This is a genomic window from Helicobacter labetoulli, assembly GCF_003670275.1.
Lineage (GTDB): Bacteria > Campylobacterota > Campylobacteria > Campylobacterales > Helicobacteraceae > Helicobacter_C > Helicobacter_C labetoulli.
Window position 1 is genome coordinate 101,044 of the sequence record NZ_QXJF01000004.1, and the last position, 25,916, is coordinate 126,959.

Genomic DNA, 25,916 nt, shown 5'->3' on the forward strand with positions numbered 1-25,916 from the left:
GTATTCCTAGATTCTAAAAACCTGCGAAGTCCATCATTTGTTTGCAGTGTTTATGATTGTTTATTTGAATCTGCATTCACTTGTATATAATGTCTCAATCCAATAAAATACAACAATAAGATTGATCGAACCACTAGCACACTTGCCACTTTTATTGTTCTTTCTACATTTAATTACCTCTTGACTTTCATTAACCAATCCCTTCCATTTGAGCTTGACTTTCTCATCAAAATTCATTGTAGCCATAAATGTAAGTACTTCAGTATGTGCTTTTGCCATACCAAACAATATTTTGGTGGAATACAACTCAATCTGCCCGCCCTTTCCTCCTTTCAAAAGCTCATTGATAAGCTGCTCTGGAGACTTTGCTGGCTGTCCCGAATAAGCAGATTTAAATAAATCTGCGTTAGAATTAGCCTTGGTAGTTTCTCCTTTTGCCTCTGCCCTCCCTTCTTTGGCTAAAAGATTTTTTAACGCCTCAGTTTCTTTGTCTTTACCCTTCAATTCTCCTTTAGCTATCCACTCTGGTATATTTTTTCCTTGTGCATCATTGCCATCTAAAAATCTATAAAAATCAGGACTCATTGTTTCTGGAATACCAAAAATATTAACAGCAAAAAGATACATTATCTCGCTCACATCTGTTCCGCGCACTTCTCCTTGTTGGAAATTGTGGAACCCCTAATGCGTATTGCTGAAGTGTTACAACCTTTTTGTGAATATCGTTGAAACAAGAGACCGAACCATATTCGTTAGTTGGGTGATTCACGATTAGTAAGCTTTGCTACTTCTTTGGCAGCTTTTAAAAAATCTTTATTTGCATTTTTAATTGTAATTGTCATTATGCCACTCCTTACGCTGAAAATATTATCGTGTATTCCAACACAACTTTGTCCATTTGAATCTGAATCATAGATTCTATTATAATCTCCCTAAATAAATCTAAAAATATAGAAAGGAGTTTATTATGGGTTTTGGAGATTTTGCAATGGGATACCTAGTAGGACAAAGTTTTAGTGGTCCAAATCATATTCCAGATGGCAGCGCACCTTATAGTGAATGGAGTAGCCAAGCTAAAAAGGATTGGGACAAGAAGTGTGATGAAGTATATTGGGAGGCTTGGGATAGGGCTTTTAAGGAAAAAGTGATTGAGAGGTTGAGGAATCACGAGGAGGGAGCTATCTTTTACACATCCATTTATCCAAATATGACACAAGATGAACAAGCAGACCTTATTGAGAGGGGAGAATGGAAGATTGTAGCTCCTACACAAGGAGCAGGAAATCTTTCTATAATTTGGGCTAATGAAAATAGGAAAGAAGCAAAAGATCCAAAATATTTAGAAAAACTTGCGGAGTGTTCAGCAAATATTAAAAATCACGGGTATAGGATTATTAACTAAAGCCATTTACTCCTCCCGTTACTCCCCCTCCAGCATCGCCACCAAGCTCTTTATCCACATGTTTTCTAGCTTGTGGGCTTAGAGCATTGTATTGCCTACTCAAACTATTCTGCGTTGCTAATCCTTTATTATAAGCTTTGCGTGCTTTGTCCATAGCCATTCTTGCATTCATTACTTCTCTAGGACTACCGCTTAATGCAATATTATTGAATCCTCTCTCAGCTAATTCATAATTTGCCTTTAATTGTCCTAAACCACCACTAGCATTAAATGAACCTAGTTTATCTCTATTTTTGTTTATTTATAAAAGAAATGGTGGAATGTAGGACTACCGCATAAACTTGGGTATTATAGCATATAAAATAGAATAAGAGAATAGCACATTTAAATTTGTTCCAAATTTGTTACCATTTATTTTTATTCCCATTTTTTTGCTGGATTTTTTATATCACTTTGTGATGTTGGTTTTATTGTCTATGAAATTATGGAGCATATAATTAGGAGGAGATGAAAGAAAACTGGTTTTGCTGGAATCTTTTGGGCTTGAGATGGTTTCTTGTATTGCCTCTCAAATATGAGAACAAAATATACCCAAAAAAAAGATTATAGCAAAAATAGTGAATGATTTTTTAAGTAGAGTTTGCTGTCAAAGGAGAAAATATTCTCTCGCCTACCGCTCTTTGAGCTCATCTAAGTAATCAGCCCACCATTGCAAAAGTGGTCTCATCTGCTCTACATAATCAGCTTTATGTAGATAGGCTTGTGTAACATTATTCCCTACCCTATGATCCAACACAGCCTCTTTAATCTCAAATGGCATGTTGTGCTTGTCTTGGTGCGTATCACAAAGGCTTCTAAAAGTTCCCCTAAAAGAGTGAAGTGTTTGCTTCCTGCCTCTTTTGGCATCTGCAAACCCCATAGAACGCAAAGCTTTATTAGCACTCTCTGACACCATCGGTTTATGTATTTTATTGTGTCCGTGGAATATCCAAACACCCCAACCTGTATTTTTTTTAATTTCCTTTAGAATCTCAATAGCTTGCGTAGGTAAAGGAAGAGAAAAATCCGGGAATGATTTCTTTTTGACTTTCATCTCGCTTCTTGGAATGGTGAGTATCTTTTTCTCAAAATCAATATAACTCCATTTAAGCGTAGCAAGGTTTTCAGCTCTTAAGGGAATAATGCTAACAAACTTTAATGCCGATCGTATAATAGGAGAATGAATATATCCATCAATAGCTCTCAAAAGCTCTCCCAGCGTTGCTTCATCTGTAATCTTCTCATAGTGATTTGTTACTTTAGGTAAAAGAAGTTGTTTTGTGTCAATTTTGAATAGGCAATTTGTTTCTATATATCCGCGACCAAGGGCGAATTGCCATATATTGATACAATGAGTAAAAAGCCTTCTAGCAAGCTCTACCCTATAGTCTTGAATCTTTGCGATAATATGCGTAATGTCTAAATGTGCAATATCCTCAATGTGCGTGGAACTTACAATTTTTCTATCAGAATCATATTCTGAAAAATGCGGTAAAAGGTGTAGATCCATCATTTGCCTATTTTTTTTGAGTGTGGAATAGGTAACCTGCTTTTCTTTGAATTTAAGCCATGCTTCTACCACTAGGTGAAGTTGCCCCTCTTTCATTTTTATTTTGGCTGCTTTGTCTAGCTTTTTATTTTCTTGTGGATCGGCTTCTGCTAGAATAAGTTTTTTGTAGCCAATAACTTTCTCTCTTGCCTGCTCCAAGGAAACAGATGGATATTGCCCAATAGTAATAAGTTTTCTTTTATCCCCAAAAGAATATCGCATTTGAAATGTTTTTGAACCCGCAGGAGATACCCTTAAGCGCAATCCATCTCTATCATTTAAGAAGTAGTCTTTCTCTTTTGGTTTAGCCTTTTTAATTTCCGTTTCCGTCATAAAAATCCTTTCTATTGCGATTCATCAAGCTGGAATACGCTATTAACAATACCGCTTACAGCCTCATCTATACCTATGTGAGCTCCAGACATATAGGCGTTAGTGAGTTCTTGGAACTTGTCAGCTGGGAAGCAGTTATCCTTCTCCGGTTTTTGTCCTGCCTTGCAAGATTTGAACGAAACCTTGTTAAGGTCTTCAATACCTAGTGGGGCACAATTATCCTTTATGGCTCTTTTGCCAAGTTGAGCCATCATACCTTCAGCAAAAATACGAGTTGTTATTTGATCGTAGCAACAATGGTGTTTGCGCTTTCTCAAAACTATCTTGCCCACCTTTTCCATATCTTCACTAGAAACATGTGTGCAAAGTCCAAGCGAAATTCGTTTGTTTGTCCTGATATATTCTTGCCCTTCTGTAGGTGTTTTTTGCGCCCTTCTCTCTGCAAATTTCATATCGGTGCAAGTATCCCCATTTTCTTGCACTTGCTTAAAAAGATCAATGAGTAGGTTTGCAGCAAAATTCCATGGTGGCGGAAGTGCTCCAGCTATCATTTCAGCAGCCTGAACAGCAACATCTACAGGATCAGTCTTTTTAGATGGGTCATTGCTATCTTCAGTCAAACCGGGCAATTCTTCTTTAAGCTCTTCTTCTTTTGGGGATTCGTTCTCTATTGTTGGGTTTGCAAGCTTTGGGTCTAAGAACCTTTTGCCATATTTATCCCTAATAATATTAACTGTCTCTGGACCACCACAAATTGTTTCTGCAGCTATCAGCGCATCCTCGCCTTTTAGAGCGTATAGAGCATAAGTTGTTTTTTGATTTGCGTTGCCATATTCCTCAACATTATATCTTGCATAAAAATACTTGTCTATATCAGAAGCAGCCCCATCTTTGTTTTCCATAACTACCCTTAATATGCCTAGCTCATTGCCATCAACTATCATAGGCACTTTAAATGAGTAGTGAAGCTCATTTACTTCTCTTGTTCCCATTTGCCAAGCTAAAACAGCCTCATAGGTTAATCCAAAACGACCACTCATACAATTTGCATAATCCATAGCAACTTTGTCTTCCTCATCTGTTGCGCCATCAAGCTGTTCATTGGTCAAGATTCCATCAGTAGTTCCTGTTGTCCAAGCTGATTGTCTTTGTTTTTCTTTTTTATCACACAATCCCTTTATCCCCTCGGCATCACAATATTCTTGCAATGCTTTTGCTGCAATCTTTACAGCCGCTTGGAAAGCAATTTCTTTGGCAGCATGTTTAAGCGCCTCTTCGGTAGTTTTTTTTGCAAAATTACTAACAAACTTGTTAAAACCAGCCTTGAAGGCAGATGCAGCCGCCTGTGCAGACTTTGAAACAACATTTCCAGTTCCATTTGCAAAAGCCTTCCCTCCAGCACTTGTAGCATCATCCAATACTCCACCACTTCCTGCTGCTAACCCCATAGCAGCATATTTTAGAGCCATAGATAACATTTCCATTCCAGTTGGCAAAAATTGTCCAACATCGCAATAGCTAGCTTCTGCTCCAAAGATATGTGTTGATGCCTCCATAAGTCCCATTTGCCCCAAAGCTTCTGTAGCCTTTGAGAAGTCGTGGTTTTGCTTATTTGTTTGGACTTTTGGGATTCCACCTAAAAGCTTTTCTAAATCTGGTGTCTCTGAAGTTTGCGTTGAATATTGTCGGCAACCTATTTGCTTATCAACAATAAGGGTGCATTTCTCAGTTACTTTTTTGCTTAAATAAATGGTCTTGCCATTTACATCCGTAATAGGATTAAGTAACTGAGAACTTAGCACTTGACATCCATTGTTGCTACTTCCACCTTGATTTATAGTAACACAAGCATTTGTAAGTTTGCATTGAGTAGAGCAAGCCTTTTCATCACTGAAGGCATTTTTGCCAAGATCTCCCGTAATTTTATCATTGCCTTGGCACATATATCTGTTACCTGTGGATTCGCTCATTATCTCAACTTCAAACTCTCCACTTACCCTATTGCCACTTATGTTACCTGCAATTTTTTCAACGCTATATGTGACATTGTTTAAATCTTTAGGATCTTTAACGCTACTATTAAAAACAAGAGAATCTTGTCCTACCTGAATAGTATTTTTTGTTGTTCCTTCCACGGTGAATAAATGCTCACCCTGTCCGCTTCCATTAAGTGGGATAGTGATACTCTCTTTTTTGGTTGTTCCATCAACATTCATTACCTCTGTCTCTAAGCTTACTTGAGAAGCATTGTAATTTATATTTGCAAGTGGTGCTAATGGAATCCAACCTGCTTGTTCGCTTAGTTTTCCATTCTCTGCGGTAATAAGCGTATATTGCTCATCTCCATCATCTTTTACAAATGCGCCTATTGGTTTATATGTGCTTTGTCCAGAATTGTAAGCCTCTAGAGCTTTTTGATAAGATTCTTCATATTGAGCTATTTGTTTTGGTGTAAGCTTTTTAATTTCATCTTGTGTCATAGGCACTTTTTTCTTGCGAGTAAGATGTTCTGCTGTATATGTGCCATTTTCAGTGTTTTTGGTAAGCTTTGAGCTTGTTATCTCAATCAACTTGCTACCATCTCCAAGATCGGTAAGGGTTAGATTATTACCTGATACATTAGCCTTGATACCCTCTTTTTTAATATCACTTTGTCTTACAGGCACAAATAACTCTTTTACGCTTATACCATTCAAGTCACTTACTGACAGGGCTTCTACATTAGAGACAATAATTTTAATGCCTGTTACCTTCTTGATACCAGCTAGATCTTTATTTATTTTTGCTAAATCAAGCTTTTTCCCATCTGCAACTTTGGCAATAACAATGCCATTGCTTTGAGCCCCAACAAACATACATTGCCCCTGCGAAAGGCATTGAGATTCACAAGTTTTTTCGTTTGTGAATGAAGGAATGGCTTCTAATTTGCCATTTCCATTTTTATACTCCTTATATTCCTTGCTTACAGGGCAATAATATTTTGTTGGCTGTTGTTGCTGTCCTTGCCCTTGCCCCTGTTGATTTTGATTTGTATTTTGTGGGGACGAGTTGGTGTTTGCAGCAATAAGCCAAATAGGCAATAAGACTGATGTAATGATTAGTTGAAGTCTTGACAACATGAGTATCTCCTTGATTCTACTGATTGCGCATATCCATAGTAAATTCTATTTATGTATGGAAGCGGATATGTTAATTTTTTAGTTGTTGTGATTTTGGTGTCCAAATCAATAATAGTTACGCTACCTATTGAATTTTTCAAGATAAAGTCTCTGTCTCTTGCAACAGGACAAACTGCCCCTGTTGTTGAATGAATACCATACATTGTGCCTCCACCAGCAGGTGAGAGATCATCTTCTGAACAACTTAACCTTTGATTTGTTTCTTGCCCATTTTCATAAAGCTTTGCCTTATCTCCAAGTCTAATGGGTGTCATTTGCCCGGGAAGATTTGTTGTCATTTTAGCAGCAGCAATAACTTCCTTGTGCATTAATCCGCCCTCCGTATTAAAGAAATACACCTCATAGTTTGAAGGTGTGGGGAATAAAATAGAAAGTCCTGCTCCAGAGTTAAGGAATAGATTTACCTTGCTTATATTATGATGGCTCCAGTGAGAATTGAAAACTGATTTGTGTCCGTCACAGTCATAGTAACCATACACTCCCCACCTATATGAATGAAGGTGCAATGTCCACCAGCCAGTATCCCAATACCCCTTAGTTGGGAAGTATCCTTGGGATAAAACATCATTAAAACTAGGCTCATCAATATTTGGAGCTCCACAAGATCTCCATCTAAGCTGGAAGTTTGGTGTTCTTAAGTCTGGTAACATCTCTATTCTGTTACTTCCAACACTCGCAGATACAGCTGTGGAGCTATACTCATTTGATGAGCCTAGAAGTTTGCCCGGCACTATGTCTCCAACAGCATTCCAAGTGGCGTTTGGATTGTCCTTTTGTGCCTTGTCAAAATCAGCCGTTCCTTTTTGGTATATGCCCTGTATAGTGAAACAATTATTTCCTCCAGTGGCTCCGACACCATTGCATATCTGCCCCTGCATTGCATCATTCTTTCCACCTGTTCCATACTCATAAGTCGCATCAATCCCTAGATTTTTGCTCCAGCCTCCTAAATCTTCTCCGCCATCTGTTCTTGTAATTTGCTCCGCGAATAAAATCTCTTGCGAATCTTTAAGCGTAGAGATGAAGTTCAATGTCTTCTGCCCTGAGTTGCTCGTGCAGTTTCCTTGCATCTTGCCTTGAGTCCCGTTATAAGTGCAGAACTCTACACTCTGTTGGCTTTCTTTGTTTTTGCTGATAAGTAAGCCTGTAACATTTACATCCTGTCTAAAATTAACGCTAATTGTGCCTTTTTTAGAATCTGCAGCTGTATTTGAGCGATAGCAAGAAGGATCATCTTTGTAAATATCAGTCTCACCCTTTGCCACATTAACAAATACATCCTTACACACTCTTTCTTGCTCTATATTGTTAATTTTTTCTTCCTTTACTTTTTGGATAATGGGATCGGTGCAAGTCTTAGTTGTAGTTTGCAATGAATCAAACTTACAAGTCACTTCTTGTCTTGTTCCCGGACAAGTTCCTCTAAATCCTTTTAGGGCTCCGCTTGCATCAATAACAGGATTGCCTGTATTGCAATACACAACATTGCTTTTTCCAGAAAGAATTTCATCCATTGTGGCGTGTTCTGTTGGGGCATCGCCTACATCAAGTCCGGGCAAAGAAGGTTTTTGTCCGCTTCCGCTATTTCCACCTGCGTTATTGTTGCCTCCGCCTGTATTGCCATTGCTACCAGTGCCACCGCTTCCTCCGCCTGTTCCTCCTGTATTTCCTGCACTTTGACATACAGCAGGTTGCATCATCACGGTTTCCTCTTTAAGACATACTTGATTTAAGTCTATATTCATTGTCTTAGGGCATTTATAGCCATAGGTTTTGACTTCAAGCTTGGTTTCTTTAAGCTGATTAATATCGCCCCCAGCTGCAGTTACATCATCAACTTGGACTTTTGTTTTTAAATCCCCAAACCCTATAGTATTTGTTAGGGTGCAGTTTTCTTTGACTTTTACAGGGCAGTTATCATAAAAACACTTCTTTTGGAATGGGTTTTGGAAGCAATCTTCGCCTGCGAGCATGTTATAGTAGCTAGTGCAAGTAATAGTCTGCCTTTCTTTATTGTAGATAGCATTTGCCATAGGATCTACTTTAGTGCAAACACTCACGACTTTTCCTTGCATTGGAAGCTTCATTTTACCCATTAACGCTCTAAAATCTGCGTTTGCAATGCTTTTATCTTTTTTCTCATCATATTCACGCTCAATTCTCCACCAAGGCAAACAAATACGCTCTGACTTCCCACTTGTGGTGTTCATTACTTTACAATCTGCTTTTGCATCGTAATCCCCAGCCCCATAACCAAACTTGAGCGATTGAGTTTTGTTTTTACTGAAATCTTTGTCTGCAAAAATTTCATAATCTGTCAGCGTAGCAGGCATAAATTGCTTAAATTCTCTTATTTCTTGAGAATCAGGCTTAAGGTTGGTGATTGAGCCTTTTGCTGGATCTGCTTTTGCATCGTGCCACCAATAAAAGAGATAGCCATTTTCCCCTACATCAGGTTCTCTTGAAGATACATTTGCATAGGCAGAAAGCTGTTTTGAATTACCCACAAGATAGACTTTAACTATTTCCTCACCCATTGTGCCATCACTTTTTAAGTCAATAAGGAGATTCTTGTTGTCAATCTCTAAAAGGTTATAAATAGCGTGAGTTGGAGCAGTTGTCTTTTCTTTTACAATAAGCTCTTCTGCAATTTCTCTATGAGTAAGCTCTTTGTCGCTTAAAAGGGCGTAGATAACATAGTTATTTGGTGTTTCATAGCCTTTGAGTTTTGGCTCCTTTCCATTGTTTTGAGCAATAATTTCAGCAGGAATATCCGCTTTTGTTTTTACTTGGACATATATCTCTCCAAGCATCGCCCTAAATGGATCTCTCAAAATAGGCTTACCAGTATTAGGATCTATAATAAACTCACCGCTACCAGCAGCATTCCAATATGCTCTTACTTTTGGCAAACCTTTGATTTGCTCTAAAAGGGCATAGCTGTTGTTTGTGATTTCTTCTTCTAGGAAGTATTTATTTTTCTTTACAGAACCAAGCAAATCATTGTATCGCTTAAACACTGGAGCACTATTGCCTTCTCCGCCTTCAACCCATTTCTTACCATTGAATACTTGGTATCTATTTCCATTATTTATATATTCCGCAAGATTGAAACCTTGGTGTCTATAAAAACCTTTTGCTTGCTTATTTTCATCAAGCAAGAAGTAGTGGTAGCTTCTAAAAGCGTTATCTCTTTTTTTACACTCTTCGGTTCTTTTATCATACTCAGGTGTATTTGGGACAAGATTGTCATAATTACAAGGTGGAAGCGTAATTAAATCCTTTGAAACGCTCTCAACCCTTACCATTACATACAAGTATGCGGGTTTATCATAGAGTGTATCACTTGGTTTTACCCTTACAAAGAGTTTTTTATCTATCGCTGGTTTGCCATCAGCCGTTTTATTTGCCTCCGTTCTTATTGCATAAGAAGTTTCTCTTTTTTGATTGAGCGGTAAAGAGGCGTTATAGCTTTGGTTTTTAATCATATTGGCAAAGGCTAAAGATTTAGTTTCTTGTTGAATTTTGTTGTTGTAATCTCCACTTGCATCCGCCATAACTCTTGGGCGAACCGTTCCGGGAACAGCAATACCATTTTTAATGGTTTCTGTAACATTCCCTTCGCCATCATAAACCTTTTCGTTTAAAATGGGGGCATCTTGCTCTCTTGAAGTTCTGCAGCCTGTATTCGTGCAGCTCTTAGAATCTGTAAGACAGCCTTCTTGGAATCCAAAGAATTGAGCCGCATCAATGCTTGGATTTTTAAAGAGGCATTCCCCATTTGTTCTACAAGTTGCTCTACAGCCTTCTTCTGTGGAGAATGTGCCATCATCATTATCTCCAGAGCCAAATGCCTTACAAATCTCTATTGGACCTTCTGGGCTTTGGAGTAATACTCTATCAGATTTAGCACAATTCTTTCTCTTTTCATCTTTGAAGTAGAGATTTTGTGAGCTACATGCAAATCGTTTAGTTTGAGGAATGACAAGCTCTATATCTTGGATTTCTATGAGCAAGTCTTCTTGTTTTTTATATTTTTCCTCAACTTGGAAGCCTAGTTTTAAATCTTTTACCTTTTGAGTGAGAGTATAGCTTTTAGTTATTTGCTGGAGTGGCTTTTTATTGTTTTGGTTAGGCTTGCCATTTGTATTGCCTCCACTATTGCTGCCGGTGTTAGGTTTTTGGTTATTTTGATTAGGTTTGCCTGTATTGCCATTGTTGCTGTTGCCATTTTGATTTTTGTCTTCTTCCTCTCCAGTGGCTGTAATTTGTGTGCCATTTGCCATAACTCTTTTGTATCCGCTTTCATCAGTATATTCAAAGAAAAACAAAACAGGAGCATTGCTTTTTATCTTAAATGTAATGCCTTTTGCCTTTCTCAAGTCTGTAATGGTGCGTGTTACCTCAAAAGGCTTAGTATTGTCTTTGTTGAATGTTACCTTGCCAAGCTTTTCTATAGTGTCTTTTGAGTTAGTATCTTTAGCACTTTTTACCTCATAACATCTTCCAGCTGTATAACAATTTTTCTCACAAGCTTGCTTTGCTTTTGTTGGAGAATTGCCATTATCTGGGCTCCCATAGCTTACGCCATTAAGACTGCATTGATAGTTATAAAAAGATTGCCCTCTTGCAATATAGCAGTAAGCTCTACCTGTTGTAACAGCGGTGTTTCCTATGGATTGTGTTGCTGCCTTTACAGCCTTGTCTATTACGCCACTTCTTTTGACATCTACAAATGATTGAATGCCCGGGTGTTTAATATTAGTGATTTTACCATCAACCATATTGCTAATATCCCCGGAGTTTGCTCTATCAGCGGCTTGTCCGCCAAACATATTTTGCATAATCTCTTGCGTTTGAAATTCTCCGGGATTTTTTTGTTGCCCATAGATTTTAGATAAATCTTTTCCTGTTGAAATATTGCTTTGTGAGGAATTATTGCTGTTGTTGTTTCCACTGCTTCCATTATTACCTGTGTTTGGTTTTCCATTATTGTTTCCACTAGGCTTATTTGTGTTTTGTTGTTGATTTTGATTTTGTTGTTGTGCATTATTGTTTGCATTAGAGCTTGAGAACACCAAAGCTATAATACAAAGACTTGCATATAGAATCTTTTTCACATTCCCCTCCTTAGTTTGGATCTATCATTTTGAAGTAATAATCAGTATAAGACTTATCTATGTCCCCTATACGCCTAAATACATCGCTGAGTGCCATATCGCCCTTGATGAGATATTTAATTTCGCATTCTTTAAAGGCAAAGTTTTCGCCTTCATGGCAATAGCCTAATGCGTAGGCAGGAACTCTTTTTAGTTTAAATTCTCTGAATATGAGTGGATGAATCTTAATGATTGCATCTGTGTTTTTAGCCTCTTTTATGGCATCTTGCAAATAGGTTTTAAAATCATCTGGAAAACCATTAAGCACAACAAAGCCTTGCACTTGAACCTTTTTGTCAATAAGCTTTTGAAGTGAATTGCTAAAGCCAGATGCCGCCTTAGCTCCCATACTTGAGGAGGTAAGATAGAAAATAGTAAATACCTTCTTCTGAGACTTAGCTAGGAGTTCTTTTTTCTCCTTATAGACTTGTAGCTGTTTTGGTGTCATTAATTGCTCTCGTATCTCCTGTATAGTTTTTCCTTGAGCAAATCCAAAACTACAAATGCAAGCTGTGAGTAATAGGTATCTTAGCATTTTGTTGCTCCTGCACAGAAGTCTCTTTGTCTCCATATCCAAAAGAAAAAGGCATCTTTGTCCGCTGGAGTGCTTTTAAAATCGTAGTGAAAACGCATCGCTCCAAAACGCTTGGCACTTCCATAGGCAAGTTGAATATAGTATTGAGATTTTAAAAGCATTGGGAACATTTTATCTCCACACATTGTGTCTGGAAGCTCATTGCCTCCTGTGAATGTCATACTCGCATTACTTGTTTTAAACAAACGCAATGTTTCATGTTGCGAAGCAATTTGTCTTAGGGCTATCATTTCGCTGTTTTCTATGGGATCGCCTAATCTAGTCCAGCCTGTATCACTTGAACCCATATTTCCCCTACAACCATCACAAAAATACAAAGAATTAAGCGGATAACCTGCTGTTGCTGAGGTGCAGTCTGCCACACAAGCCATATCAGCCACCATATTTGTGAAAAATGCCCTAGAAGTAGGTTTGGCTGAATTAGTTGAATTTGATAGGATTTCGTTATTGTAGAGTGGATCTACATCGCTGATATAATTTGCTGTGATTTCACTATTCCTATCAAAACATACAATATCTGGCAAGGCAGCGGCTATCAAAGCAAGAATAGGGAAAGTTACAATATTGGCTTGGCGGAATCCAGAAGTATCTCCTTCTCCAGCGGCTCCTGACAAATCAGATCTGCTTGTGCCTCTTTTTGAAAGCACATCGCTATCTAATTCCATACCCAAGCCTACAAGGTGCATAGGCTGATTTGATGATGAGAATCCAAGTAATGGCTCAATAAGTGTCGCTGCGAAACCTACGGGTAATGGACCATCTCCTTTAGGACAAGTGCATACTTTAAAACTGATACTGAGCTTATCTAAGAAAAAAGACCAGTCTGCACTATTCATAAAATCAATCATAGGAGCATTTGAGCCTGTGCGATCTCCAAAGTTATTTCCGTGATCGCTTCCATCTGTTCCAGTGCTATCTTGTGCTGCTGTCAAAAAAGAAAGGCTAAGGGCTAAAGCAAGTATATATTTCATTTTTTCTCCTTTCTTTTAAGCTTAATTTCTGTGATACTAAGAGTATCTTTACTGACTTTAATAATGCTGGGTGTGCATCTAATTTCAAGTTGTTTGGCTAATGTGTCGCTGATAATGTATCTTTCTTTAAAATGGGAAAGCCTCTCATCTCTCATATCTCCATTGGCGACTAAAACCATTGATGGGAGCCCTTTTGTTTTTGAATGCTCTATCTCTTCTTTTGCATCAAGATTAATGATATAGTATGAAATACTTGCATTTTTTAGCTTCTTTGATACCATATCACTAGCCTTGGTTCCTTTGGGGATAAAAATATCCCCTTCTGGAATGTCAATATCATATTGTGCTATAGCACTAATGTCTTTCTCTCGTATGTTGTTTTCTTTGCAATAAGGCAAATTCAATTCGCCTTGAAGCGAAGCCTTAACAGATTCTAAAACCTTATACCTTAGCTTATTGGTATCAATTTTAGCGGCTGCCTTATTCATCTCATCAAGCAAATCTTTTTCAACAATATCATAGGTATTGCCAAATGTTCCCAAGTCCTTATAAGCAGCTTGGGCTAAAGCGCAAGAGATAAAAACACAGACAAGGATTTTTTTCATTATTGTTCCTTCCCTTGCTCTTGAGTCTGCGACTCTGTGGCATTTACTTCCTGCTGTGTGTTTTGTGAGTCGCCTGCATTTGTAGCTTCAACTTTATATTCAGGGTTTTGTCCTTGAATAGCCTTCCCGGTGCAATGGATATGCTTAATACTATTGTTACGCTAGAAGGAATGGCTAAAAATACGGATTATGACCCACAACAGAGAGCTGAATTTACGAATCAAGCTGCAGATCTTGAGCTTATTTTAGCAAAAAGTAATGCCTATTATTGCGCTCAATATTTCTTGGCAAATCTTCAAGCTCAGAAAACTGAAGGCGTAGCTCTTGTTACAGGAAAAGGCAGTATGACGACACAAGAAATGACAAGAACTATCAGTATCCTTGAGAAATATTTAAAGGGTCTATATGATGATCTTATGGGTAAAACAAAGAAGTTGCACGAATTTAAGACGCCTTTTGAGGCAGCTGATAAAGCCATGAAGGAAATGAGAAACAAAGCTTCTAGCGCTAAAGCAAAAGCTAAGGGGCAATAATGTTAAGAGCGCTTGTTTGTTTTTCTTGTATTTTTGTCTTTGGACTTGCCCAAGAGATTCAGAATGTGTCTCAGCAGGAAATGGATAAAATATTTTCCGACATTCGTCAAAATGTTGGCGGTGATGCGGAGATTGTTGAGGCAATAACTTATGAGGCAGGTTCAGAGGCAGTGCCACAGGATTTGCCTAGAGCTCTCAGCGTTTATGCAAGACTCTACAAAAAAGACTATAATCCTATTGCAGCCTATAAGCTTGGCATGTTTGCTTGGAACATTAAAAAGAAGCCTCAAGACATAGACAAAACGCTTGTTGAAATGCTAGAGCAAGTCGAAGGATTAAACCCACAAACCTATTTTTCTAGGGGCTCACAGCAAGCAAAAGAAATTCGATACCGCGAAGTCGCACGCCTGAATGGTATATTGCTAGGTATATATCTTTTTGATGCGGATAATATCCTAGAAAGCATCAAGGCATTAAACATTAGAAGTGATATTGCTAACCATTCTCTTTCACAGCTTTATCTTGCCTTTAACTATCTTAAACTCAAAGATACAAAAATGGCAAACTTTTATCTTAATAGAGTCTGCTTCCACGAGAATCCAGAGCCTAGTGTTGTAAATTTCTGCAAGAACTCAGATTCTCTAAAGCGAACAGCTGCATTAAGGCAATAAATGAATAAAGTAGTGCTCATTGGAATTTGTCTTGCCTCTTTGGTAACATTGGGTTTTTCATCGCAATATAAATGCAAAATTCACTCTGATGTGCTTACAGCTATTGCAGCCATAGAAGGGCACCCAAAGCGTGAAGTTGGCTACCCATATATCATCAGTTTTAATAAAAACAGCGATATGAATAAGCTCAAAAAAGACGAGCGATGGTTTGCCCTTGATAAGCGAACAATAGACTGCACGAGCTTAGAGAATTGCATTTCTGTTTATGATGAATTAAAACAGCTTAAGGTTACTAATATTGATTTGGGTCCTTTCCAAATCAACCCAATGTTTTTTCAATATGATTCCAGCGTATATTTCACGCTAGAAGAAAGCAAACAAAAAGCGTGTGAAATTCTTACTGAAATCAAAAACACAAAGGGTTGGAGCTGGGAAAGTCTGGCTAGCTATCATTCAAGCACAAAAAAGCATAATGAGGCTTACCAGAATAGACTAAAGCAATATGTAGCCAAAAAGCAAAACACAAAACAGCAACAACAGCAAGTCGCCGCAGAAAACAAGGTTTCACCCAAAGCTGAAAAAACCTTGAGATTCAAGGTGAATGTTAGAGTTGCAAGCAACGAGGAGCTTTGATGAAAAAAATATTAATACCCATAGCTATTATTGTAAGTGTTTGCGGGCTTTTTGCGAGTGTGCCTCAAAAACAAAAGCCAAAAAAGCTTTATGGATTTGAGCACTTCTATATTGCTTCTCTGCCAGATGGCGCGAGCAAAAATATACCGCAAACACCTCTTTATCAAGAAGCTTTGTCCTTGTATTACAATACAGACAAACACAAGCCTGAAAAATTCACATACAGGGAAAATGGCAAAAGGGTGAGTAAGCAAGTTGCCTTTCCAGACTTTGAAAAGGTGAGAAAAACATTTTTGAAAAGTTACATAGAGGAAGGCAACAAAGCGGCTGGTTTTATGGCTGCGTATGTCCATAAAAACTATGGAGATACCTACAACCTTAAGGGACAGCTTGAATACTTCAATAATGTGGCTGCCTTAGCAAAAGATGGAAATTGCTTTGGCTATGTTGAGAGTGCGAAGTATTTTTCTGAAGGAATTGCAGATATTTCCTATAACGAAAAGCAAGCACTCAAAATTTTAAGAATCGCAGAGAAAAAATGTGCCAACAACCCTGATTATTCTAAGCGAATTGCTAAGGAGTTGTTGATACACAAAAATGGGTTCTACAAAGAAAAATATGAGGCAAAACAAAAGGAGAAAAAATGAAACCATTTCAAAATACATTTCAAGAAAAGATGGCTAACTTTAGCTTAAAATGGCAGCTTTGGATATTAAGAAAGGCATTTCAGCCTGAAGATCCTTATAAAGAGCAAAAACTAGAAGCCTTTATGCACAAGACATTTGGCATTACAGAGCGAATTACATATTTTGCTTGTGGGCTCTTTATAGGCATACCTGACCCAAGAACATTTCTTGTTGCTTTGGTAAGTATTGCTATTTTGTTTATTATTATGCAGGGCATCAAAACAAGAAAAGAAATGCTCGCTAGAATGAGCGCTCAGGCTAATGTTGCACCACAACAAGCTCAACCGCAACCACAAGCACAAATGCAAGCTCAAGCACAACAACAAGAGCTAAATCCTAAACCTAAACAAAACAAAGCTAACTCTTTTGTTGAAAGTTGCCATTGATTCGCAACAGTTGTCGCTATAAGAGGCGTATAATCATAAAGCTTAAATATGCTACCAAACATTTTTTCAGCCTCTTTTTTCTTTTGGTCTTTTTCCAACCCAGAACTTGTTGCCTTGTCAAGCCCATCCTTTATAGTCTGCTCCACTTTATCAGCACTCTTATTCAATATAGCCTGAGCATTGTCTATAGCTCCCTGCATTCCCCATCCGGGTCTAACTTTAACCGTACTTAAAGCCTTGTTGCCCAATCCTTGCCCAATGTTACAAGCATTTGCCAGCAAGCCTTGAATTTGCTGAATCATACGCTTGATTCCAGAGAACACATGTTCTATGCTAGGCATAGAATTGACAAGTGCTATAAATAAACCATACACAATGGCACCGGAAGCATTGCCCAGCTGTTCTGCAATGTCTTCTAGTCCTAACAAGTCAATAAACCCGCCGTCAAGTGTAAAACTACCGCATGTCGCCTTCACTGAAGGCTCCTTGAAATCTGCCCAAGGTTGAAACACTGCAGAATTGGCATCCACCTTAAACTCGATACTGCCACCATAATAAGTGCCATCTATGGACTGTGGGCTAGTAATGTTTGAAAAATTTGCACCAAGGCTACCTATATCACTTGCCTGCCCAATAGGGCTATTACCCCACCCCTTTTTAAAAGCATCGATAAAACCTGCTTCAGCCGTGCTTCCAAACAAGCAAAGCGCTAAAGCTAAAGATATAGAATGTCTTTTCATTGTTGTCTCTCCTTTTTCAATAATTCTTTCATTGCGGGCGCTCTTTTCTTTTCTTCCTCATCATTAAGGAAGCTGCGATCATCGATTTGCCTAAGCAAATAGTCTGTTTGATATTTTTGAGCATGTGTTCCAGCCAACTCTTCTGGCTTGATAACCCCAAAAAGTATCATGCTTCTAGTAATTGATTTAATTACAGTGTCCTTATTATCCCTTCCAATTCCGACAACCTGATTAAAGCTTTTGTTATTCTTTATATCAAGATACCTAAAGATATACATAGGTGTCATATATGTGTCAATTTTAGTGTCTTTAAAAGTATTTGGAGATATGACTTTTTGTGTGTCTGGAATACTTTCCCAAAGTTTTGCAGCATCTAAATTGATAGCGTTTTTGTGAAATTCATTGAAGCGATTGAGACTTTCTTGACTTTCAAATACAAATCTTGCCTTTGCTCCTATTCCGATTATTTCATCATAAATGTCCCTAATGCTTTGTATATCTTCAACATCATAGCCATAATTTTTGCCCATAAGGATGGCAATTTCCATTTTTGTAGAATGTTTTTTAAGAATATCTTTAGTCATCTCTTCTCGTTGATCATGTGCCTCACCTGTTATTTTATTAAGGTGTCTAGGTGTCCCAGCAAATGGATAGCGTGTATTTTTGGCTGCCATTTCAAGCGAATACCCGGCATTGAGCGAGTGATTTAGATATTTTGATTGCCATTTGTAATATGCAAGGGCGTTTTCTACCGTTGGATTCTCAAGCCATTTTCTCATAACAGGGATTCTTGCACCATCGCCGATGATTGGCATCACAAAACAATCTTCTGATGAATTAGACAGGCATTTTTTGCCATTAACCTCAACCATTCGCGGTAAATCATGCACGACTTTCATTATCTCTAGCATTTCCATCTGTATTCTATTGGCTATTTTTTGTTCTTGCAATATTGCTATAAGTAAATCTTTTTCAGTTGCTTTTGGGTTTATTTGTTGAGGTTGGTTTTGTGGTTGCTTTGATTCATCATCATATTTTAACCAACCCCTTCCATATTCTTGTTGTTGTGATTTTTGCCCTTGCTGTTGCATTTGTGTAGGCACACTTGTAGGTGCTGCATACAAAATTGCACACAGGGATAAACTCACACAAAGTATTTTTTTAGGCATAGTTAATCCTTTTCCTTTGGTGTATTGTCTGACAATTTATTATAGAGGGCTTCTTGATACGCATAGGCATCGCCATAATTCTCTACAAACTGATTAATTTTCTTTAGTCCAAAATCTATCTCTGCGAACAGCTTATCCATTAAAGACAATAAGTCTGGCGTGAAAGGAATATTTTTTACATCCCATAACAGAATATTGTTTTCAACTTGCTCTAATACTTTATTAGAGTGTTCATACAGGTTTATAATAGATTGCAAGGCATCAAAAGCTTGCTGTGCTTCTTGCTGAAAAGCAAGACAATATTGTATATTATCATTGTAAATACTATGGGAGTAAGTGATTTGAAACTGAATGAATTTAAAGCATTTCGCATCCCAACGAGAAAAAGCCTCCTTGTAGAATCGTTCAATCTCTAGCAGCCTAGCCCTTATAGCATTTTCATCTCCAAAAATTACTCTTGTTACAACTCCAAACAATCTGTTTCGCTCATTATAATCCGTCCAGCTCATGTGCTTCAGCAAAAGCAAATCAGAATAGTCCAAATGTTTTCTATCATTAAGCACAGCACTTACACGCAAAGCTCTTACGATAAAATCAGGTCCAAACTTTCTGTCACTCGCCTTAATGTTATTTCTGCTGATTTCTGATTTTAATCTCAAATAGCAATCCACAATCTCTTCGCCTATTTCAACTTCTTCTGCCATTTCTTGGGCTTTTTGTATGTCAGCCATTGTGAATGTTTCGCCCATAGTCTTTGTTCTATCAAAGACACCGCGCACATAGTTTTTCATATTAGATTCTTCTTGGATACGCTGAACCTCATACCACACTAAAATTCTGTCTGAAAAAGGCTCAATCTTTTCGCCAAATGGCAATTCGTTTGATGCTGAGAACAAAGAATTAAGTGGCACAGGAATACCTTTACCCCCTATAGTCCATCTTCTTTCATTTAAAAGTGCAAGCAAGGCTACAAGCAACTCATCTGTTGCTTTAAACATTTCATCAAAGAATATAAAAGGATGCACAAGAAGCGTTTGTTCTTTGGGGGTATCCTCTGTTCCCACAAGCTGCTTTTCTTGCGTTTCTTTTGTCATAAGAATTTCCCAATAAGTTGCATCACTTATTGTTTTGCTGATAGTTTGAATCGCATAGGTTTTTCCAACACCGGGCTTCCCTATAAGAAACATGTGATGTCTTGCAAAGATGCAGAGCATAGTGAGGCGTATAAGCTCTTCTCTTTCAATGAGCTTACCCTCTAATACTTTGATGACATTGGCTACCTTTTCCTTAAACATTTAGAACCCTTGCACTTGGATTTTCTTGTTGAGATCTAGCAATCGTGCGAACATTCTCTCTGTATCTACCTCATCCATAACAATCAAGCCTTCACTTGGATCTAAGTCTGGCACATAAGCAAATGAGATTTGATACCTTCTATGAAGGTTCTTCAAAAAACCTTCCGCTGGTCTTAGGTTGGAGATAGACTTGCTTGATAGAATACTTTGTGTGTTAGAAGAGAAGTTAATGCGAGCTTCTCCCCCTCCATGCACGATATTGGTGTTAGTAACTGAAGTTTCCCCAAACATATCGTGTATCTTTCTAATAGAATCTGTTTCGTTCATCTTAAAGACAAAATATGTATTAAGAGAATCTTGAGATACCTTAGCTAAGGTTGTGCCTAGCCTTGCTTCTAAGTCTGCAAGAGATTGCGTATAAATAAAGAGTGTCATACCCAAACCTGCCATTTTATTGAGCACAGCTTCTATCCCTTGATACAATGAGCTTTCCCCTTCATCTAAATGCACATAGAGTCTTCTTTTGTTGATTTCACGCCCTGTAACTGAAGTTGTAGCATAGACAGATTCAAGCATCTTCATAAAGATTTTATTGACATTGTCAGCCACCTTTTTAAATCTCAAGGGTGAAGGGTGCATAAGAATAGCAAACCCCCTTTCAGAGTTCGCAAGCCTTGAAAGAAGTGGGTTAATACGCACCGTGCAGAACATTGAGCCCAAGAATCCATTTGCCACATCGGACAAGAAATTCACAAGCGAAACTGAGATTTTTGAGTGGTATTCTTTTGGTATCTCAAAGACCGTCTGTAAAAGCATCATAGCTTCAGTTTTCATTAGAGATAGCTCAGGTGTTCCAGCGATCGTGCTTTCAACCGTGCCTTTAAGTGCTGAAAGGTTTTCGTGCAAACAATAATGGAGCAAGTCTTTAAAAGTAACAAGTGTGCGGTTAAACATATTTTGTTTGCCAAGCTCCACATAGGACATATCTGCTGAAAATCGTTCAGCCACATCAGGGTTAGCTATGCTATTTTCAACATCAAAGCTTAAAAGCTCTTTGCCTCGCAAGTGCTTAATCTTAATATATTTTTCTTGCTCATATCTTTCTTTTTTTGCCACACCTTCCCCTGTTGGATCCATTGCTTTTTCAAGGAAGTTCAGCGAATAGAGTATGGTTTTTAGAATAGTAAAGGTATAGCCAGAATAAAAGGCATTGTCACCCTGTGTGTTTGGATAAAGGATAGTGGCAACAAGGTTGGCAATATCATCATCACCTAGTCCATAGATAGGATTAAAATATTCTGTCGCATTAGGAAACACTGGATTTATATAAATCAAATCTGTTTCTCTGCCAGCTTCTCTTAGAAAATTCACTACTTGATTTAAAATTTCTTGATCTATACCACCTTTTGGGTCGTTAATAATAACATTATCTCCATGGAGAAGGTTCTGTCGTATGATATTAAGCATAAGCTTTGTTTTACCCATACGAGTTGTCCCATAAACAATCGCGTGGTTTATAAAGTCTCTCCAAGGCAAGACAATGGTGTGTTTATCAAATGTCTCAAGATTAATGCCTATACCCAAATACAAGCCGTCCTTGATGTTCTTGTTGATAAACTTTGTTTCAAGCTCATACTTCTTGTTGAATAGAGAATTGATTTTTTTGTTAATCTTGTCCTCTTGCCACCTAGAAAGATGTCCTTTATCTTTCTTTGTGATAAGCTCTTTCCTTGCACTTTTGATTTCCTTATCGTTATTGATGATTTTTTCTTTCAGTGGTGTAAAAAACATTAGAAATTCTCCTCTTCTTGCATTTGAAATTGATAACCTTGTCCTGCAAAGTTTTCTAACATATTGTTTGGCTCATTAATAAAGCGACCTTGGTAGAAGTTAAACTCAAGCTTTCTCGCTAGATTTAAAAGGCTTCTATTTTCTATGTGGGCTGCAAGAATATTGATATTTAAAGCTTTGGCTATAGGCGACATAGCTTTAAGCTCCATAAGCTTATCGTTGTCATTTTGAGCCGCCATAATAAGCTCTCCATCTATTTTAAGCACCGTGGGTTCAATAGCCTTAACAAGACCGGGCGTAAAGTTGTCAAAATTCAAGTGATCTATAGCTATCATAAAACCTGCTTCTCTTGCCTTATTACAAAAATGCACAGAACGCTCTTTGTCTTCCCTGCTTTCAAAAGCAGAAGCTGGAATTTCAAGAATCACATTGTGTGCGTAATCGCCTAGAATGCTGATAAGATTTTTAAGATGTTCGTGGCTAATCTCTTCAATCATCACATTTATTGAGAATACAAAATTCTTTTTAGAATAGAAGTCTAACGCTTTTTGGATACATTTTCTAGCAAGAAGAGGCATCATATCTTGCTCTAGTGCCACTTCTCCAAAGTCTTTAAAACCATAAAGTTCGTTTGTCCTAGCATCTCTAATGTAAAGATGCACTTCATAAAATGCTGGTGTTCCACTATCATCAATAATCATTTGAGATTGTGGCTCTACTAAGTCTTGGTTGATAGCATTCCTAATTTTCTCCATCCAGTATTTGACCGTGGAGCTTCTATCACCTTCCTTAAGCCTTGCAAGCATTGTTGCCTTATCAAGCCCTTCTTTATGGAAACCTAGCATTTTAGTGGCTTCTTGAGGGGTTAAACCAAACTCTTTTTGGAACTCAAGCTTGAGATTTTTGTCTTTTGGATTGGTTGTAAACATTGCCGCTTCCTGTGGGGTTGCTTTCAATAAAAGCACTTCGGAAACCTTATCGTTGTAGATATACATAACCTCAGAATAGTGCGGAGCTCTGTTTTTAACTGAAGTCATTTGTTTTTTTCTAAAATCTCCATACCCAAAGAATAAGCCATTTTCAGCAAAGTTTTGCTCAACCTTAGAAGCATTAAGCTCTAGAATAAACTTATGGGTTGTATTCACCCATACAGCCTTTGAATTGACATTATGCAAAAAGTCTGCAGGGTTTTGTGTAATGACCGTGAGTGAGCCATTATACTTTCTTACACGCCTTGCAAAGTCATCGAGGTATTTTGCAAACATAAAGTTAGCTAGAACAGGAGCAGCCTCATCAATGATAACTGATTTTCTTTGCCCTTTACCATTGCTTGCAGAATCTAAGAACATTTCCTGTGCGGCTCTCTCTAGCATACTCATAAAGACGATAAAATACAACACGCCCTTTGGAGCGAGCTCTTCTAGCTCAATCACACAAAAGTCATTTTTGACATTGATGTTATAAGCCCCATTGTAATATGTGTAAAACTTACCGCCCTCTGTAATATAAGGTTCAAGGGCAAGAATCATATCTTGGATAAGATCCACAATCCTATCGTGTCTTCTTACCTCAGCCTCTTTGGCAAATCCTTTAAGAGCTTCACCAACATCACGCATACCTGCGTCTCTACCTCTACGATAAAATGCTACTTGAATGGCTCCTTCTATGAGGGCTGCCATTTGGGCTTCAGAGCTTTCTTTGGCGACATCATCTTTCATACTTAAATCTCTACCACACATTGCACCTACAATGATAACCATAGATGAGAAGGCATCTTCTTCTATCATCTCTACATAGCCATTTACAGCAAGCTCTGCCAAAGGGAATACCTCATAAATGGCTTGAATACTTTGTCCCTCAAATCCTTCTATATGCACTTTTTCGGTAACGATGTTTGTAAAGAAATTAAGACATTTGGCATTAGCACTCCCATCAGAATTTTCTTTGGAGAAGTGGATAAATTCACCGCCTATTTCATCGCACAATGGCTTATAGCTCTTACCTATATCAAAAATCATACTTCTTACGCCTGCTTGTGCGTTAGAGGCTTGAATAGAGTTTGAAAGGAATGATTTCCCAGTTCCTGAAGGACCGATAATACAAGCATTGTAGTTAGAATCTGATGCCCATAAATCAAGTCCAACTACTTGTCCGCTTCTGCCTAAGAAACGCAAAATAGGAGAGCCTATACCCTTAAAGCTTCCTATGAGTGGAACAATGGCTGAAATATTGCTTGAGAACATAAGGTTGTATCGGTTAAGATAATTCTTTGTTTCCAAATCAAATTGAAAAGGCATACTCCACAATAAAACCTGCAAAGCAACAATGCCATAGTCTTCTTGTGCGATTTCCCAACCTCCAAAATCAATAGAGGCAAATTTTGTCTTAATACGCCCTATAGCATTATCTAGCTTTTCAGGAGAATTTTCAAAGATAGTCAGTGAATACATACCTTCATAAATTGGCTCTTTATCCTCATCAATGTATTGGATAATATTGTGGGATTCCTGCATAGTCTTTTTGATTTTTGGCATAAGTGCATAAGTGCCATCAGGTATCTTTTTCTCTGCTGATACATTAGCTCTTGCTCTTTTAAGTATTTTTTCTTTTAGTCTATCAGGGTCATCAATATGCACGGTAAGTGTTGTTAAAAATCTGCAAGGAAGCGGGTTTTGAAATTCCCCTTCTAAGTCAAAGAAAGCATTTTGCACATCAAGGGGTGTGGTATGCTTTGGAAACTTGTCTGTTGTCAGCACTTTAGCATAAGTCTTTTCGCCTATGTGGATAATACTATTTTCGTTATTTACCCTTACTCTAGCCCCTTTAACAAGCTGGACATTCATTCTTTGGTGTGGATCATAATCTTTAAGTTTGAAGTCCTCTTTAAAAATTTCGCCATAAAGAGATACTACAAGTTTTGGGCTTAAAGGCTCTGGGCTTAAATCTGTTAAAACCCCTTGGATTTGCCCATAAATACTTCTTATTTTAGCGATTGAAGTGTCTTTAGGGAAAATCACCGTCATAAAAGAAATAAGGTTTCTTGCTCTAAAATCAGCACCATTATCAAGCATTGAGCTTTTCGCCCATTTTTTCATCTTTTGGATTCTATCATCACGCATCATTTTTAGGCTAGAAGCATTTAGGACATTAATGTCTTCTTGGGTATTAGCTTCAATAGCCTCAAGATATTCACTGATATTATCAGAAGCATAGGTGCTTATTTGCACGGCAACATTTTTTATATCAATGGTTTTAAAAGCAGATTTGATAAGCTTGATTGTGCTATCTCCTACATGTGGAGGAGGTGTAATTTTGAAGCCTATAGCCCTTCTCCCAGTGCAAAGATTATAAATTCCAAAATCATCACTTTTTTGCTCGTAAGAATGAAGGAGTATCATTTTAGACAAGGTGCTCGTGTCGTTGAGCGCCTTAATAACGCTTTTTGTTAAGCCACCTTGTTGCTCGTGCCATTCATCTGGTAAAAGCCAGTCCCAAAACTGCTTGAGATAAGGCATAATCTTTTGTAGTCGTTTTGGTTGTTTAACATAAAAGAATAAAGCAACAATAGCGACAATGAGAACTAAATAGAACATTTATCTTCCCCTTCTTACTTGATTTCGCTCTCTGGCAATCCACATTGACATTTTTTCATTTGTGCCTCTAGTTTTTTAAGTCTTTCCCAAATTTCATTCGAACCAGTGTTTCCTAAGCCACCATTTGCCATAAGAGCATTAGCCCTATCAGTGATGTCTTTTATGGATTTAAGCTCGTCTTTGACAAATTTTTGAAACTCTTCAAATTGCTTTTGATTGACATAGGTTTTTGATTTTAAATCATCATTGCCTGTAATGTTTGCATCAGGATCAAGGGCTTTGATTGCAGCTTGCAAATCAGTAATTTCACTTCTTAGCTTTTCTACTTCATTAGAAGAAACACTTTCCCCTGAAGCTGCTCCCGCATCTATGGCTGTATCTCCACCTGCACCTTCTTTATGAAACTCATTAGTAATGCCAAGCTTTTTTTCAATAAGCAAAAGCCTATCCTCTGCTCTTTTCTTGTGCTTAAGAAGGATTTGTATAACCTCTTTTAGATCTGAAATGGTCGCAATGTTCTGCGGAGATGCAAAGCCTACTTGAAGGCTTAAAGCCAAAGCTGTTGTGATGAGTGCTATTCTTTTCAT

The 25,916-nt window shown here is 37.9% G+C and carries 20 protein-coding genes; 6 read left to right on the forward strand and 14 right to left on the reverse strand.

The annotated features are described in order from the left end of the window. Window positions 1-60: 60 nt before the first annotated feature. The gene (locus tag EBF12_RS02760; RefSeq protein WP_157979036.1) at window positions 61-627 is read right to left on the reverse strand and encodes a hypothetical protein; all 567 of its coding nucleotides are present in this window, start codon (window positions 625-627) and stop codon (window positions 61-63) included. Window positions 628-967: 340 nt separating this feature from the next. Here EBF12_RS02760 and EBF12_RS02765 point away from each other — a divergent pair, with 340 nt between their 5' ends. Beyond that, window positions 968-1,402, forward strand: coding sequence for a hypothetical protein (locus EBF12_RS02765; RefSeq protein ID WP_121726308.1), 435 nt, complete (start codon window positions 968-970; stop codon window positions 1,400-1,402). Here the strand turns inward: EBF12_RS02765 and EBF12_RS11645 are convergent. From EBF12_RS11645 to EBF12_RS02810, 7 genes are all read right to left on the reverse strand, one after another. Continuing rightward, window positions 1,395-1,556, reverse strand: coding sequence for a hypothetical protein (locus EBF12_RS11645; RefSeq protein ID WP_244196324.1), 162 nt, complete (start codon window positions 1,554-1,556; stop codon window positions 1,395-1,397). The genes EBF12_RS02765 and EBF12_RS11645 overlap by 8 nt on opposite strands. A gap of 516 nt (window positions 1,557-2,072) precedes the next feature. Then, window positions 2,073-3,323, reverse strand: coding sequence for a tyrosine-type recombinase/integrase (locus EBF12_RS02775; protein WP_121726309.1), 1,251 nt, complete (start codon window positions 3,321-3,323; stop codon window positions 2,073-2,075). A gap of 11 nt (window positions 3,324-3,334) precedes the next feature. Then, the gene (locus EBF12_RS11650; protein ID WP_244196325.1) at window positions 3,335-6,442 is read right to left on the reverse strand and encodes a hypothetical protein; all 3,108 of its coding nucleotides are present in this window, start codon (window positions 6,440-6,442) and stop codon (window positions 3,335-3,337) included. Then, complete coding sequence (locus tag EBF12_RS02795; RefSeq protein WP_121726310.1) at window positions 6,421-11,622, reverse strand: hypothetical protein; 5,202 nt, start codon at window positions 11,620-11,622, stop codon at window positions 6,421-6,423. The genes EBF12_RS11650 and EBF12_RS02795 overlap by 22 nt, the downstream gene beginning before the upstream one ends. Window positions 11,623-11,632: 10 nt before the next feature. Then, window positions 11,633-12,196, reverse strand: coding sequence for a TrbC family F-type conjugative pilus assembly protein (locus EBF12_RS02800; protein WP_157979037.1), 564 nt, complete (start codon window positions 12,194-12,196; stop codon window positions 11,633-11,635). Further along, window positions 12,190-13,227: a TraU family protein gene (locus EBF12_RS02805; RefSeq protein ID WP_121726312.1), complete on the reverse strand. Its 1,038-nt coding sequence runs from the start codon at window positions 13,225-13,227 to the stop codon at window positions 12,190-12,192. Before EBF12_RS02805 ends, EBF12_RS02800 begins: the two co-directional genes overlap by 7 nt. Then, window positions 13,224-13,832 carry a hypothetical protein gene (locus tag EBF12_RS02810; protein WP_121726313.1) on the reverse strand — a complete coding sequence of 203 codons (609 nt, stop codon included), beginning with the start codon at window positions 13,830-13,832 and terminating at the stop codon, window positions 13,224-13,226. Before EBF12_RS02810 ends, EBF12_RS02805 begins: the two co-directional genes overlap by 4 nt. Window positions 13,833-13,972: 140 nt before the next feature. Between EBF12_RS02810 and EBF12_RS02815 the strand changes: the two genes are divergently transcribed. Genes EBF12_RS02815 through EBF12_RS02835 form a run of 5 tightly spaced genes read left to right on the forward strand, consistent with a single transcriptional unit; the run spans window position 13,973 to window position 16,741 of the window. Further along, on the forward strand, window positions 13,973-14,365 hold the full coding sequence (locus tag EBF12_RS02815; protein ID WP_157979038.1) for a hypothetical protein: 393 nt from the start codon (window positions 13,973-13,975) through the stop codon (window positions 14,363-14,365). Beyond that, on the forward strand, window positions 14,365-15,036 hold the full coding sequence (locus tag EBF12_RS02820) for a hypothetical protein (protein WP_121726315.1): 672 nt from the start codon (window positions 14,365-14,367) through the stop codon (window positions 15,034-15,036). Before EBF12_RS02815 ends, EBF12_RS02820 begins: the two co-directional genes overlap by 1 nt. Beyond that, window positions 15,037-15,669 carry a lysozyme family protein gene (locus EBF12_RS02825; protein ID WP_034588200.1) on the forward strand — a complete coding sequence of 211 codons (633 nt, stop codon included), beginning with the start codon at window positions 15,037-15,039 and terminating at the stop codon, window positions 15,667-15,669. It begins immediately after the preceding gene. Further along, window positions 15,669-16,316, forward strand: coding sequence for a hypothetical protein (locus tag EBF12_RS02830; protein WP_121726316.1), 648 nt, complete (start codon window positions 15,669-15,671; stop codon window positions 16,314-16,316). The genes EBF12_RS02825 and EBF12_RS02830 overlap by 1 nt, the downstream gene beginning before the upstream one ends. Beyond that, on the forward strand, window positions 16,313-16,741 hold the full coding sequence (locus EBF12_RS02835; protein ID WP_121726317.1) for a hypothetical protein: 429 nt from the start codon (window positions 16,313-16,315) through the stop codon (window positions 16,739-16,741). Before EBF12_RS02830 ends, EBF12_RS02835 begins: the two co-directional genes overlap by 4 nt. Here EBF12_RS02835 and EBF12_RS02840 read toward each other — a convergent pair. The 6 genes from EBF12_RS02840 to EBF12_RS02865 are packed head-to-tail and all read right to left on the reverse strand — an operon-like array spanning window position 16,666 to window position 25,916. Continuing rightward, the gene (locus EBF12_RS02840; RefSeq protein ID WP_121726318.1) at window positions 16,666-17,481 is read right to left on the reverse strand and encodes a conjugal transfer protein TraH; all 816 of its coding nucleotides are present in this window, start codon (window positions 17,479-17,481) and stop codon (window positions 16,666-16,668) included. The genes EBF12_RS02835 and EBF12_RS02840 overlap by 76 nt on opposite strands. Continuing rightward, a complete protein-coding gene (locus tag EBF12_RS02845) occupies window positions 17,478-18,650 on the reverse strand; it encodes a hypothetical protein (RefSeq protein WP_121726319.1) in 1,173 nt (390 codons plus the stop codon). Before EBF12_RS02845 ends, EBF12_RS02840 begins: the two co-directional genes overlap by 4 nt. 2 nt (window positions 18,651-18,652) lie before the next feature. Continuing rightward, window positions 18,653-19,945 carry an AAA family ATPase gene (locus EBF12_RS02850; RefSeq protein ID WP_121726320.1) on the reverse strand — a complete coding sequence of 431 codons (1,293 nt, stop codon included), beginning with the start codon at window positions 19,943-19,945 and terminating at the stop codon, window positions 18,653-18,655. Further along, a complete protein-coding gene (locus EBF12_RS02855) occupies window positions 19,946-21,736 on the reverse strand; it encodes a type IV secretory system conjugative DNA transfer family protein (RefSeq protein WP_121726321.1) in 1,791 nt (596 codons plus the stop codon). Continuing rightward, the gene (locus EBF12_RS02860; protein ID WP_121726322.1) at window positions 21,736-25,329 is read right to left on the reverse strand and encodes a TraG/VirB4 family ATPase; all 3,594 of its coding nucleotides are present in this window, start codon (window positions 25,327-25,329) and stop codon (window positions 21,736-21,738) included. Before EBF12_RS02860 ends, EBF12_RS02855 begins: the two co-directional genes overlap by 1 nt. A 14-nt stretch (window positions 25,330-25,343) precedes the next feature. After that, window positions 25,344-25,916 (reverse strand): hypothetical protein, encoded by a 573-nt coding sequence (locus EBF12_RS02865; RefSeq protein ID WP_121726323.1) that lies wholly within the window; start codon window positions 25,914-25,916, stop codon window positions 25,344-25,346.

Excerpts from the sequence above, each read along its gene's own strand:
- EBF12_RS02810 (WP_121726313.1), bottom strand. The coding sequence starts at position 13,832 with ATGAAAAAAATCCTTGTCTGTGTTTTTATCTCTTGCGCTTTAGCCCAA.
- EBF12_RS02860 (WP_121726322.1), bottom strand. The coding sequence starts at position 25,329 with ATGTTCTATTTAGTTCTCATTGTCGCTATTGTTGCTTTATTCTTTTAT.
- EBF12_RS02865 (WP_121726323.1), bottom strand. The coding sequence starts at position 25,916 with ATGAAAAGAATAGCACTCATCACAACAGCTTTGGCTTTAAGCCTTCAA.
- EBF12_RS02840 (WP_121726318.1), bottom strand. The coding sequence starts at position 17,481 with ATGAAAAGACATTCTATATCTTTAGCTTTAGCGCTTTGCTTGTTTGGA.
- EBF12_RS11645 (WP_244196324.1), bottom strand. The coding sequence starts at position 1,556 with ATGGACAAAGCACGCAAAGCTTATAATAAAGGATTAGCAACGCAGAAT.
- EBF12_RS02805 (WP_121726312.1), bottom strand. The coding sequence starts at position 13,227 with ATGAAATATATACTTGCTTTAGCCCTTAGCCTTTCTTTTTTGACAGCA.
- EBF12_RS02815 (WP_157979038.1), top strand. The coding sequence starts at position 13,973 with ATGCTTAATACTATTGTTACGCTAGAAGGAATGGCTAAAAATACGGAT.
- EBF12_RS02835 (WP_121726317.1), top strand. The coding sequence starts at position 16,313 with ATGAAACCATTTCAAAATACATTTCAAGAAAAGATGGCTAACTTTAGC.
- EBF12_RS02855 (WP_121726321.1), bottom strand. The coding sequence starts at position 21,736 with ATGTTTTTTACACCACTGAAAGAAAAAATCATCAATAACGATAAGGAA.
- EBF12_RS02800 (WP_157979037.1), bottom strand. The coding sequence starts at position 12,196 with ATGCTAAGATACCTATTACTCACAGCTTGCATTTGTAGTTTTGGATTT.
- EBF12_RS02850 (WP_121726320.1), bottom strand. The coding sequence starts at position 19,945 with ATGTTTAAGGAAAAGGTAGCCAATGTCATCAAAGTATTAGAGGGTAAG.
- EBF12_RS02775 (WP_121726309.1), bottom strand. The coding sequence starts at position 3,323 with ATGACGGAAACGGAAATTAAAAAGGCTAAACCAAAAGAGAAAGACTAC.
- EBF12_RS02830 (WP_121726316.1), top strand. The coding sequence starts at position 15,669 with ATGAAAAAAATATTAATACCCATAGCTATTATTGTAAGTGTTTGCGGG.
- EBF12_RS11650 (WP_244196325.1), bottom strand. The coding sequence starts at position 6,442 with ATGTTGTCAAGACTTCAACTAATCATTACATCAGTCTTATTGCCTATT.
- EBF12_RS02760 (WP_157979036.1), bottom strand. The coding sequence starts at position 627 with ATGTATCTTTTTGCTGTTAATATTTTTGGTATTCCAGAAACAATGAGT.
- EBF12_RS02765 (WP_121726308.1), top strand. The coding sequence starts at position 968 with ATGGGTTTTGGAGATTTTGCAATGGGATACCTAGTAGGACAAAGTTTT.
- EBF12_RS02845 (WP_121726319.1), bottom strand. The coding sequence starts at position 18,650 with ATGCCTAAAAAAATACTTTGTGTGAGTTTATCCCTGTGTGCAATTTTG.
- EBF12_RS02825 (WP_034588200.1), top strand. The coding sequence starts at position 15,037 with ATGAATAAAGTAGTGCTCATTGGAATTTGTCTTGCCTCTTTGGTAACA.
- EBF12_RS02820 (WP_121726315.1), top strand. The coding sequence starts at position 14,365 with ATGTTAAGAGCGCTTGTTTGTTTTTCTTGTATTTTTGTCTTTGGACTT.